This is a genomic window from Pseudomonas lyxosi, from assembly GCF_047758685.1.
Taxonomy (GTDB): domain Bacteria; phylum Pseudomonadota; class Gammaproteobacteria; order Pseudomonadales; family Pseudomonadaceae; genus Aquipseudomonas; species Aquipseudomonas lyxosi.
Genome location: NZ_CP180481.1, coordinates 3,359,041 through 3,371,295 on the forward strand (window position 1 = coordinate 3,359,041; position 12,255 = coordinate 3,371,295).

Genomic DNA, 12,255 nt, shown 5'->3' on the forward strand with positions numbered 1-12,255 from the left:
TCGTTAACTAAACGAACGTTATGCTACGATTCGGCAAGCGTCAAGGCGATCAATCCTGAGGGCAAGGCAATGCGTTACTCGGCCAATCACAAACTGGAAACCAAAGAGAAACTACTTGAAAGCAGTGCGGTGTCGGCCAAGAAGTCTGGTTTTTCAACGGTGGGTGTCGACGGTTTGATGAAGGCGATCGGCTTGAGTGGCGGAGCGTTCTACAGTCACTTTTCATCGAAGGATGAGCTGTTCGCTTCAATCGTCGAGCGTGAGCTGTCTCAAAGCCTGGAGCGTTTAGGGGCGGACCAGAATCGTGACAAGCTCCAGCGCTGCCTGAAACACTACCTGAGCATGGCTCATGTCGAGCACCCGGAATCCGGTTGTGCATTGCCGGCATTGGGGGCTGAGATTGCACGCTCAGACGTGATGATTCGTCAGCAGGCGGAGAACTGGATTTGTCGGCTTCAGAAGAGTTGGGCGCAGGTTCTGGAAAGCGACAGCCTGGCATGGGCGATTCTGTCGCAATGTATCGGTGCGTTGGTCATTGCGCGAATGCTGGCTACACCGGACATCCAGCGCACGGTGCTGAAGTCCAGTTACGATGAGATTGGCCGCCAGATCGCAGGTTCACGAACCTGACAAGGCGGCATCAATCTATTTGCAGATGACGATCATGCTACGGCTGGTATAGCCGGCAGGGTTGAGGCCGAACGGGTAATCACCTGGTTCTTCCACAGCGTCCCCTGACTTGGCGATGACCTTGTAACCTTTGGGAGCGCACGAGTTGGCAGCGCTGGTGTAGCACTTGTCCCAGGATGACGACAGCCCGGAACAGTTGATATGCAGCCCTCTCTTGCCGTGTTTTACCTGGGTTTTCGATGTCGCCGCGCAGCCTGCAACCGCAAGTACGGCGATCAGTATCAAAATTCGTTTCATTACTGTCCTTATAGCGTCCCCGGATCTTTGCGCCCGGGTCTGGCTGCATTCGCTTTCGCTTGAAGCGTTCTGATATCCCTATCTGAAAAATCCATGTCTGACACTGGGTTACGGGCCTAAACATGGCCTAATTGCGCGGTAAATACCAGACCCTCGTCAAATCCTGTCTCAATCTGCAGCGACAGCGGGCTTGGTTGCGCTCCCCATGGTCATGGTTGCGCCTATGGAAGCCAGAATGATGCACATGATGGCCATCCATTGTGACAGTGAGAGGTACTCATGGAGAAACAACAGGCCTGACAGTGCGCCGATCGCAGGCTCAATGCTCATCAACGTGCCGAATGTCCGGGTCGGGATTCGGGTGAGGGCGACCATCTCCAGCGTATAGGGCACGGCGGTGGACAGAATGGCTACAGCGATGGCCACGGGGATCAGTGAGGGAGTGAGCAGCGCGGCGCCAGCATGGACGATGCCGATAGGGGCTACAAAAAGTGCCGCAATCATCACCCCCAGTGCCGCGGTCTGCACGCCATTGTCGGCGCCGGCCTTTTGGCCGAACAGAATGTACAGCGCCCAGCAGACACCCGCGCCCAATGCATAACCGGCGCCTACCAGATCGATTCCCGCGGTGGTTTCTCCCGTAGGTATCAACAGCAGCAAACCGATGGCTGCCAGGGCGATCCACAAAAAGTCGATCGCGCGACGTGAGGCGTAGATGGCTACCGCCAGTGGACCGGTGAATTCCAGCGCAACCGCGATACCGAGGGGGACGGTTTGCAAGGACATATAGAAGAGGAAGTTCATGCCGCCCAACGCCATTCCGTAGACGATGACGGTGCGCAGGGATTTTGCGGTGAGCTTCGCTCGCCAGGGGCGCAGTATCAGCATCATGATCACGCTGGCGAAGATTAGCCGCAGGGTGGTGGTCCCCTGCGCGCCGATAATTGGGAACATGCTTTTAGCAAGGGAGGCTCCTGACTGGATTGATGCCATGGCTATCAATAGCAGGCCAACCGAAAACAGGGTCGAGGCAAGGCTGCGAGGTTGGTCATTCATGGCGTGGCATCGTCCGAAGTAGGAAGCGAGAGTGTTATTGGGCAATATACTGCGCATTCATGGCGGGCGCGTCTATATATAAGCAGCGATTTTGAGCATCCTTATAGAAAAGCATAATTAAGAGTTGACGGCAGATGCTGGAAGTCTATAATTCGCCCCACTTCCGGCGCAGTCGAAACGGAAAACTCCTTGGTAAACAATGAGTTAAGCAGTTTTCGACAGCGGGTTGCTTCAGGTCATCGAAGCCCAGAAGGAGTTGAAAGAGCGAGGTTGTTTGGCTCTTTTAACGGTTCGATCTTCTCGGTCGAAAGCGGGGTAAAAGAGGTGTTGACAGCAGCGAGTAACGCTGTAGAATTCGCCTCCCGCTGACGAGAGATCGCAAGCGCAAGTGGTTGAAGTTGCAAAGGAAACTTTGAAAACTTCGGAAAATAACCGCTTGACAGCAACAGAGGCTGCTGTAGAATGCGCGCCTCGGTTGAGACGAAAGCTCTTAACCAACCGCTCTTTAACAACTGAATCAAGCAATTCGTGTGGGTGCTTGTGGAGTCAGACTGATAGTCAACAAGATTATCAGCATCACAAGTTACTCCGCGAGAAATCAAAGATGTAACCAACGATTGCTGAGCCAAGTTTAGGGTTTCTTAAAAACCCAAAGATGTTTGAACTGAAGAGTTTGATCATGGCTCAGATTGAACGCTGGCGGCAGGCCTAACACATGCAAGTCGAGCGGCAGCACGGGTACTTGTACCTGGTGGCGAGCGGCGGACGGGTGAGTAATGCCTAGGAATCTGCCTGGTAGTGGGGGATAACGCTCGGAAACGGACGCTAATACCGCATACGTCCTACGGGAGAAAGCAGGGGACCTTCGGGCCTTGCGCTATCAGATGAGCCTAGGTCGGATTAGCTAGTTGGTGAGGTAATGGCTCACCAAGGCGACGATCCGTAACTGGTCTGAGAGGATGATCAGTCACACTGGAACTGAGACACGGTCCAGACTCCTACGGGAGGCAGCAGTGGGGAATATTGGACAATGGGCGAAAGCCTGATCCAGCCATGCCGCGTGTGTGAAGAAGGTCTTCGGATTGTAAAGCACTTTAAGTTGGGAGGAAGGGCATTAACCTAATACGTTGGTGTCTTGACGTTACCGACAGAATAAGCACCGGCTAACTCTGTGCCAGCAGCCGCGGTAATACAGAGGGTGCAAGCGTTAATCGGAATTACTGGGCGTAAAGCGCGCGTAGGTGGTTTGTTAAGTTGGATGTGAAATCCCCGGGCTCAACCTGGGAACTGCATTCAAAACTGACAAGCTAGAGTATGGTAGAGGGTGGTGGAATTTCCTGTGTAGCGGTGAAATGCGTAGATATAGGAAGGAACACCAGTGGCGAAGGCGACCACCTGGACTGATACTGACACTGAGGTGCGAAAGCGTGGGGAGCAAACAGGATTAGATACCCTGGTAGTCCACGCCGTAAACGATGTCAACTAGCCGTTGGGAGCCTTGAGCTCTTAGTGGCGCAGCTAACGCATTAAGTTGACCGCCTGGGGAGTACGGCCGCAAGGTTAAAACTCAAATGAATTGACGGGGGCCCGCACAAGCGGTGGAGCATGTGGTTTAATTCGAAGCAACGCGAAGAACCTTACCAGGCCTTGACATCCAATGAACTTTCCAGAGATGGATTGGTGCCTTCGGGAACATTGAGACAGGTGCTGCATGGCTGTCGTCAGCTCGTGTCGTGAGATGTTGGGTTAAGTCCCGTAACGAGCGCAACCCTTGTCCTTAGTTACCAGCACGTCATGGTGGGCACTCTAAGGAGACTGCCGGTGACAAACCGGAGGAAGGTGGGGATGACGTCAAGTCATCATGGCCCTTACGGCCTGGGCTACACACGTGCTACAATGGTCGGTACAGAGGGTTGCCAAGCCGCGAGGTGGAGCTAATCCCAGAAAACCGATCGTAGTCCGGATCGCAGTCTGCAACTCGACTGCGTGAAGTCGGAATCGCTAGTAATCGCGAATCAGAATGTCGCGGTGAATACGTTCCCGGGCCTTGTACACACCGCCCGTCACACCATGGGAGTGGGTTGCACCAGAAGTAGCTAGTCTAACCTTCGGGAGGACGGTTACCACGGTGTGATTCATGACTGGGGTGAAGTCGTAACAAGGTAGCCGTAGGGGAACCTGCGGCTGGATCACCTCCTTAATCGACGACATCAGCTGCTCCATAAGTTCCCACACGAATTGCTTGATTCATTGAAGAAGACGATAAGAAGCAGCCCTAACAGGTTGTAGCTTAGTTGGTTGGAGCGCACCCCATGCTCTGTGGTAAAGAGCAGGGTGAGGTCGGCCTTAAAGCTCGAAATTGGGTCTGTAGCTCAGTTGGTTAGAGCGCACCCCTGATAAGGGTGAGGTCGGCAGTTCGAATCTGCCCAGACCCACCAATTTTGTGTGGGAACCTGTAGAAATACGGGGCCATAGCTCAGCTGGGAGAGCGCCTGCCTTGCACGCAGGAGGTCAACGGTTCGATCCCGTTTGGCTCCACCACTACTGCTTCTGTTTGTTGAAAGCTTAGAAATGAGCATTCCATCGTGATGATGGTGAATGTTGATTTCTAGTCTTTGGATTAGATCGTTCTTTAAAAATTTGGGTATGTGATAGAAAGATAGACTGAACAACACTTTCACTGGTGTTGGATCAGGCTAAGGTAAAATTTGTGAGTAGCTCTTAATTGAGCAAGCATGCGAATTTTCGGCGAATGTCGTCTTCACAGTATAACCAGATTGCTTGGGGTTATATGGTCAAGTGAAGAAGCGCATACGGTGGATGCCTTGGCAGTCAGAGGCGATGAAAGACGTGGTAGCCTGCGAAAAGCTTCGGGGAGTCGGCAAACAGACTTTGATCCGGAGATGTCTGAATGGGGGAACCCAGCCATCATAAGATGGTTATCTTAAGCTGAATACATAGGCTTAAGAGGCGAACCAGGGGAACTGAAACATCTAAGTACCCTGAGGAAAAGAAATCAACCGAGATTCCCTTAGTAGTGGCGAGCGAACGGGGACTAGCCCTTAAGTGGCTTTGAGATTAGCGGAACGTTCTGGAAAGTACGGCCATAGTGGGTGATAGCCCTGTACGCGAAAATCTCTTAGTCATGAAATCGAGTAGGACGGAGCACGAGAAACTTTGTCTGAATATGGGGGGACCATCCTCCAAGGCTAAATACTACTGACTGACCGATAGTGAACTAGTACCGTGAGGGAAAGGCGAAAAGAACCCCGGAGAGGGGAGTGAAATAGATCCTGAAACCGTATGCGTACAAGCAGTGGGAGCCCACTTTGTTGGGTGACTGCGTACCTTTTGTATAATGGGTCAGCGACTTATTTTCAGTGGCGAGCTTAACCGAATAGGGGAGGCGTAGCGAAAGCGAGTCTTAATAGGGCGTCTAGTCGCTGGGAATAGACCCGAAACCGGGCGATCTATCCATGGGCAGGTTGAAGGTTGGGTAACACTAACTGGAGGACCGAACCGACTACCGTTGAAAAGTTAGCGGATGACCTGTGGATCGGAGTGAAAGGCTAATCAAGCTCGGAGATAGCTGGTTCTCCTCGAAAGCTATTTAGGTAGCGCCTCATGTATCACTGTAGGGGGTAGAGCACTGTTTCGGCTAGGGGGTCATCCCGACTTACCAAACCGATGCAAACTCCGAATACCTACAAGTGCCGAGCATGGGAGACACACGGCGGGTGCTAACGTCCGTCGTGAAAAGGGAAACAACCCAGACCGTCAGCTAAGGTCCCAAAGTTATGGTTAAGTGGGAAACGATGTGGGAAGGCTTAGACAGCTAGGAGGTTGGCTTAGAAGCAGCCACCCTTTAAAGAAAGCGTAATAGCTCACTAGTCGAGTCGGCCTGCGCGGAAGATGTAACGGGGCTCAAACCATACACCGAAGCTACGGGTATCACTTAGGTGATGCGGTAGAGGAGCGTTCTGTAAGCCTGTGAAGGTGAGTTGAGAAGCTTGCTGGAGGTATCAGAAGTGCGAATGCTGACATGAGTAACGACAATGGGTGTGAAAAACACCCACGCCGAAAGACCAAGGTTTCCTGCGCAACGTTAATCGACGCAGGGTTAGTCGGTCCCTAAGGCGAGGCTGAAAAGCGTAGTCGATGGAAAACAGGTTAATATTCCTGTACTTCTGGTTATTGCGATGGAGGGACGGAGAAGGCTAGGCCAGCTTGGCGTTGGTTGTCCAAGTTTAAGGTGGTAGGCTGGAATCTTAGGTAAATCCGGGATTCTAAGGCCGAGAGCTGATGACGAGTTACCCTTTGGGTGACGAAGTGGTTGATGCCATGCTTCCAAGAAAAGCTTCTAAGCTTCAGGTAACCAGGAACCGTACCCCAAACCGACACAGGTGGTTGGGTAGAGAATACCAAGGCGCTTGAGAGAACTCGGGTGAAGGAACTAGGCAAAATGGCACCGTAACTTCGGGAGAAGGTGCGCCGGTGAGGGTGAAGCATTTACTGCGTAAGCCCATGCCGGTCGAAGATACCAGGCCGCTGCGACTGTTTATTAAAAACACAGCACTCTGCAAACACGAAAGTGGACGTATAGGGTGTGACGCCTGCCCGGTGCCGGAAGGTTAATTGATGGGGTTAGCTAACGCGAAGCTCTTGATCGAAGCCCCGGTAAACGGCGGCCGTAACTATAACGGTCCTAAGGTAGCGAAATTCCTTGTCGGGTAAGTTCCGACCTGCACGAATGGCGTAACGATGGCGGCGCTGTCTCCACCCGAGACTCAGTGAAATTGAAATCGCTGTGAAGATGCAGTGTATCCGCGGCTAGACGGAAAGACCCCGTGAACCTTTACTATAGCTTTGCACTGGACTTTGAATTTGCTTGTGTAGGATAGGTGGGAGGCTTTGAAGCGTGGACGCCAGTTCGCGTGGAGCCAACCTTGAAATACCACCCTGGCAACTTTGAGGTTCTAACTCAGGTCCGTTATCCGGATCGAGGACAGTGTATGGTGGGTAGTTTGACTGGGGCGGTCTCCTCCTAAAGAGTAACGGAGGAGTACGAAGGTGCGCTCAGACCGGTCGGAAATCGGTCGTAGAGTATAAAGGCAAAAGCGCGCTTGACTGCGAGACAGACACGTCGAGCAGGTACGAAAGTAGGTCTTAGTGATCCGGTGGTTCTGTATGGAAGGGCCATCGCTCAACGGATAAAAGGTACTCCGGGGATAACAGGCTGATACCGCCCAAGAGTTCATATCGACGGCGGTGTTTGGCACCTCGATGTCGGCTCATCACATCCTGGGGCTGAAGCCGGTCCCAAGGGTATGGCTGTTCGCCATTTAAAGTGGTACGCGAGCTGGGTTTAGAACGTCGTGAGACAGTTCGGTCCCTATCTGCCGTGGACGTTTGAGATTTGAGAGGGGCTGCTCCTAGTACGAGAGGACCGGAGTGGACGAACCTCTGGTGTTCCGGTTGTCACGCCAGTGGCATTGCCGGGTAGCTATGTTCGGAATAGATAACCGCTGAAAGCATCTAAGCGGGAAACTAGCCTCAAGATGAGATCTCACTGGGACCTTGAGTCCCCTGAAGGGCCGTCGAAGACTACGACGTTGATAGGTTGGGTGTGTAAGCGCTGTGAGGCGTTGAGCTAACCAATACTAATTGCCCGTGAGGCTTGACCATATAACACCCAAGCAATTTGCTGACCTGAAGAGGCACCAGATTGCGGTGTGTGAAGACGACAGCAGTCGAAAATTCGCAAGGCAACACACAAATCTATCACCTACCCATTCGCTGGAGCGTGAACCTGCAAAGGCCCACGACCTGGCTACCGAATTTCTTGACGACCATAGAGCATTGGAACCACCTGATCCCATCCCGAACTCAGCAGTGAAACGATGCATCGCCGATGGTAGTGTGGGGTTTCCCCATGTGAGAGTAGGTCATCGTCAAGATTAAATTCCGAAACCCCTATCTGCGTATGCAGGTAGGGGTTTTGTTTTGTCCGCAGGAAAGTGGCGTGGCGAAAAAGGGATAGTCCATTGGCCATCCCAGGTTCCAGCAGCATCGTTAGTGAAACTTCGGCAGAACGTATTCAGCGATCTCTTCAATAACCTCGGCAACCGGTCGCTCGCTACGACGCAGATGCAAGCCAACGTGCTGCACACCGGCCTCACGCAGGGCCTGAAGCTCATCGATCAACGCCAGCCTCCCGCAGCTGCCGCCAAAACGTACACGTCGCATCGGTGCATGAGGATTGGCCGCCAGATCCAGGTGAACGAAGCTGATGTAGGGTTTATTACCACCGACCTCCCGCCACAGTCCCACTCGGCGCCGATGTTCATCTGGAGTGCCGGGGTAGGCGAGCCAGCCGTCCATGTGTTGGCCGATCCACGCTGGGGATTGCTGACCAAGACCTGCAACCAGCAATGGCACCGGCTGATCTCGCTCCGGTAACAGGCGAGCACCTTCCGGCAAGCGTCCTTCACCTTGGCTGCGCAACAACTCAACCGTATCGCGAAAGATCTCTCCCCGCTGATCGTAGTCCACACCAAATAACGGATACTCCATAGGTCGGTCGCCACTGGCCACCCCCAGTAGCAAACGTCTATCACTCAGTTCATCAACACTGTTGGCTGCCTTGAGCGTTAGCCAAGGCTGACGCAACGGCAATACAACCGCCGCTGTACCCAGCATGATGTTGTCAGTGATCCCGGCCAGGTAGCCAAGGTGGGAAAAGGTTTCGAACACCTGCGCTGCATCACCAAAATTGGGGTCATAAACCGGTACATCGCGCACCCACAGGGCGCGGAAACCAGCCTTGTCTGCGAGGCGCGCCATAGCGGCGTGCTGCTTCAGGTCCGGAACACCAAAAGGCCGGTCTTCGGCAATCCGCAACCGCTGCCCATCGCTGGACCAATCGTTATCCAGTGGCAGTTCCAGCCCAATGGAAAATCCAGCTGAGCCCAGTAAACGTTGAAATCGTGGATGCATGAAAGACTCCAAAAAAACAAAACGGAATGACATGCACCCAGTATCTACAGGCCCTCCTTCAAGAAAAATGCATGAATGGGAATATCAATCTTGAGCAAAACGCACGAGTCATAAAGAAACCGAACGTCGTTTTGGCCCTCAAGGACAACCGTTAGAGGAATTCGCACTAAAGTGGCCGTCCGGTTTTTGGTATGGTGCAGCTCGTTTTTTAACGGACTGATTTCAAGCCTACGGATCGGCGCCCCCTTTACAGTCAAAGAGCTGCTGCAGAAATGCCCCAACCGATACCGATCAAGGACCACGAAAAAGAGACGCGCCTGGTCAACAAAAGACTGATGGCTTGCGCCCTGTTCGTTGTCGCCATTACCTGCGCGCTGGTCGTGCGCATGTATGTCCTGCAGGTGGTCGAATTTGACTATCACTCGACGATCTCAGAAAACAATCGCGTCCATGTCCTGCCGATCACCCCCACGCGCGGATTGATCTACGACCGCAACGGCGTAGTTCTGGCGGACAACCGCCCCAGCTTCAACCTGACCATCACCCGCGAACGCGCCTCTGATGTCAAAGAGGAACTGGATGAAGTAATTACCCTCCTGCATTTGCCGACAGAAGATCGAGCGCTGTTCGACAAGGCAATGAAGCAGACCCGACATCCATTCGTGCCGGTCACCTTGTTCTACGAGCTCAGCGAAGAGCAGATCGCCGTGTTGGCGGTCAACGAGTTCCGTCTGCCGGGGATCGACGTAGAGCCACAATTCGTTCGCCATTACCCGATGGGCGCGCACTTTGCGCATTCGATTGGCTACGTTGGTCGCATCAACGAGAAAGAATCCAAAGCCCTGGACACGGTGGAATACCGTGGCGCTCAGTCCATCGGCAAGACTGGTATCGAAAAATTCTACGAGTCGCAGTTGCATGGCCAAGTGGGTTACGAAGAAGTCGAAACCAACGCTCAGGGACGGGTCCTGCGAGTGCTCAAGCACACCGATCCGATCCCCGGCAAAAACATCGTACTGAGCCTGGACGTCAAACTTCAGGAAGCCGCCGAGGAAGCCTTGGGTGATCGTCGCGGTTCGGTGGTCGCTCTCGATCCTTCGACCGGCGAAGTGCTCGCGATGGTCAGCAAGCCGAGTTTCGACCCGAACCTGTTCGTCACTGGAATCAGCTTCAAGGAATACGCAGCGCTACACGATTCCATCGACCGGCCGCTGTTCAACCGCGTACTGCGCGGCCTCTATGCACCGGGTTCGACCATCAAGCCGGAAGTAGCCATTGCCGGTCTGGACGCCGGCGTCGTTACCCCGCAGACCCGCGTCTTCGACCCCGGTTACTACCAACTGCCGGACTTCGATCACAAATACCGTAACTGGAACCACAGCGGCGATGGCTGGGTAGACATGGACGCGGCGATCATGCGCTCCAACGACACCTATTTCTACGACCTGGCCCACAAGCTGGGTATCGATCGCCTGCATGACTACATGGCCATGTTCGGTCTCGGCGAGAAAGTCTCGCTGGACATGTTCGAAGAGTCTGCCGGCCTGATGCCATCGCAAGCCTGGAAGCGTGCGACGCGCCGTCAGGCATGGTTCCCCGGCGAGACCGTGATCCTCGGCATCGGCCAGGGCTACATGCAGGTCACGCCGCTGCAGCTGGCCCAGGCGACTGCACTGATCGCCAATAAAGGTGTGTGGAACCGCCCGCACCTGGCCAAGACCGTGGATGGTGTTGCGCCAGTGGATGAGCATCCAATGCCAAACATCCTGTTGAAAGACCCGCGTGACTGGGAACAGGTCAACCACGGCATGCAAATGGTGATGCACGATGCTCGCGGGATTGCCCGAGCGGCGGCGCAGGGCGCTCAGTACCGTATCGCCGGCAAGAGTGGTACGGCGCAAGTGGTGGCGATCAAGCAGGGCGAACGTTACAACCGGGCGAAAACCCTGGAGCGTAACCGCGACAACGCCTTGTTCGTCGGTTTCGCCCCGGCCGAACATCCGAAGATTGTCATCTCGGTGATGATCGAAAACGGTGAGGCCGGCGGTCGTGTCGCAGGTCCCGTGGTGCGGCAGATCATGGACGCCTGGCTACTCGATCAGGACGGTCACTTGAAGCCGCAATACGCCACACCTAGCAAAGCACCGGGCGACCCTCACGTCTAAGCGATCAAGGCTTCACAGCACAGGCTCACGAATACTGAGCATGTGCTGGAAGCTTTCAAGGAACACGGTTTCAGCCTGACTCATCTTCTGCTCACGATTCCACAGCAGCTGGATATCGAAATCCACCACCCCATCTTCCGGCGGCAAACGCCAGAGCAAACCTTGCTCGACATCCCTTCGTACCAAGTGCGTCGGCAGGCAGCCAATGCCGAACCCTGAACAGATCAAGCGATAAATCTCTTCGAAACTCGTCGATGAAGCGACGATCTTGCCGGTAAAGCCTTGCTGGTCGCGGAACAATGTCAGGGGCGAAAGATTGCCCCCCAGTTGATCGCTGGTGAAGCTGACAAAGTTCTCCGCGGCGAGCTGTTCCAGGGTCAGATTCTCTTGCCCGAACAGTCGATGACGCTGCCCGCAGAAGTACGCATAAGTCTCACGAAACAGTACTCGCTGCTCCAGCCGCGGCTGCGGTAAACGGCACAGGCCGACGCCAATGGTCGCCGTCTTTTGCAGCAGCGAACTGATGATGTTCGAGCTACCCATCACCTCGACTTCAAACTCGATTTTCGGATGGGTTTCGTGGAAATCGGCGAGAAAGTCGTCGTAATGTCGTGCCTGCACGCCGCTGACGGTAAGGATGCGGATCTTGCCGACCACGTCGTCGTTACGACTTTCCACCACCGTGCCCAGTCGTGAAATATCGCCGTAAATGTCCGCCGCAATGCGCAGGACTTCCTCCCCGGTTTCGGTCAGATCAAACCGCCGCCCGCTGCGGGCAATCAACACACATTCCAATTGTTCCTCCAGCCGTTTAAGCGCCTGGCTGACGGCTGACTGCGTGATGTGCAATCGCGCGGCGGCCCGGCTCATGCTGCCTTCCTGGCCGATCACCAAATAGGTGCGAAGCAGGTTCCAGTCGAGGCGGTCATTCAGAAAGCGGCGACCGACCCAAGGGTTAGAAGTGGAGGGCATAAAAACTCCATGTAGTAGCAAGGCTAATAGTAAAGATAAGAATTTGAAAATTGACTAATCCTGACACGGAAGCGATAAAGCTAACAAGCGCCACAGAGTGCAACCCGTAAACAGCCTTCAGTAGCTGCCCAAAACTATA

At 54.1% G+C, this 12,255-nt stretch carries 7 protein-coding genes, 2 tRNA genes and 3 rRNA genes; 7 read left to right on the forward strand and 5 right to left on the reverse strand.

Going from position 1 to position 12,255, the window contains the following annotated elements; all coding sequences use genetic code 11:
- Positions 1–69: 69 nt before the first annotated feature.
- A complete protein-coding gene (locus tag ACMXYI_RS15470; protein WP_415773839.1) occupies positions 70–630 on the forward strand; it encodes a TetR/AcrR family transcriptional regulator in 561 nt (186 codons plus the stop codon).
- Positions 631–645: 15 nt separating this feature from the next.
- Here ACMXYI_RS15470 and ACMXYI_RS15475 read toward each other — a convergent pair whose 3' ends face one another.
- The 3 genes from ACMXYI_RS15475 to ACMXYI_RS15485 form a co-directional block, all read right to left on the reverse strand.
- Positions 646–927, reverse strand: coding sequence for a hypothetical protein (locus ACMXYI_RS15475; RefSeq protein ID WP_008156219.1), 282 nt, complete (start codon positions 925–927; stop codon positions 646–648).
- Positions 928–1,095: 168 nt separating this feature from the next.
- Positions 1,096–1,983, reverse strand: coding sequence for a threonine/homoserine exporter RhtA (gene rhtA / locus ACMXYI_RS15480; protein WP_415773840.1), 888 nt, complete (start codon positions 1,981–1,983; stop codon positions 1,096–1,098).
- A gap of 236 nt (positions 1,984–2,219) precedes the next feature.
- Positions 2,220–2,612 carry a hypothetical protein gene (locus ACMXYI_RS15485; protein WP_415767976.1) on the reverse strand — a complete coding sequence of 131 codons (393 nt, stop codon included), beginning with the start codon at positions 2,610–2,612 and terminating at the stop codon, positions 2,220–2,222.
- 32 nt (positions 2,613–2,644) lie between these two features.
- On the opposite strand from ACMXYI_RS15485, the gene ACMXYI_RS15490 reads away from it, so the two are divergent.
- The 5 genes from ACMXYI_RS15490 (at position 2,645) to rrf (ending at position 7,940) form a co-directional block, all read left to right on the forward strand.
- Positions 2,645–4,183: ribosomal RNA gene (locus ACMXYI_RS15490) — 16S ribosomal RNA — on the forward strand.
- A 161-nt stretch (positions 4,184–4,344) separates the two neighbouring features.
- Positions 4,345–4,421, forward strand: a tRNA-Ile gene (locus ACMXYI_RS15495).
- A gap of 27 nt (positions 4,422–4,448) precedes the next feature.
- Positions 4,449–4,524: transfer RNA gene (locus ACMXYI_RS15500), tRNA-Ala, on the forward strand.
- A 252-nt stretch (positions 4,525–4,776) separates the two neighbouring features.
- Positions 4,777–7,668, forward strand: a 23S ribosomal RNA gene (locus tag ACMXYI_RS15505).
- 156 nt (positions 7,669–7,824) lie between these two features.
- Positions 7,825–7,940, forward strand: a 5S ribosomal RNA gene (rrf, locus tag ACMXYI_RS15510).
- The 16S, 23S and 5S rRNA genes sit together here with 2 tRNA genes alongside, the layout of an rRNA operon.
- Before the next feature lie 115 nt (positions 7,941–8,055).
- Here the strand turns inward: rrf and ACMXYI_RS15515 are convergent.
- Positions 8,056–8,979, reverse strand: a complete 924-nt coding sequence (locus ACMXYI_RS15515; RefSeq protein ID WP_415767977.1) for a TIGR03571 family LLM class oxidoreductase — start codon at positions 8,977–8,979, stop codon at positions 8,056–8,058.
- A 272-nt stretch (positions 8,980–9,251) separates the two neighbouring features.
- Here ACMXYI_RS15515 and mrdA point away from each other — a divergent pair, with 272 nt between their 5' ends.
- Positions 9,252–11,144, forward strand: a complete 1,893-nt coding sequence (gene mrdA / locus ACMXYI_RS15520) for a penicillin-binding protein 2 (protein ID WP_415767978.1) — start codon at positions 9,252–9,254, stop codon at positions 11,142–11,144.
- A 12-nt stretch (positions 11,145–11,156) separates the two neighbouring features.
- Here mrdA and ACMXYI_RS15525 read toward each other — a convergent pair whose 3' ends face one another.
- Positions 11,157–12,116, reverse strand: a complete 960-nt coding sequence (locus tag ACMXYI_RS15525) for a LysR family transcriptional regulator (RefSeq protein WP_046055134.1) — start codon at positions 12,114–12,116, stop codon at positions 11,157–11,159.
- Between the last annotated feature and the right edge of the window lie 139 nt (positions 12,117–12,255).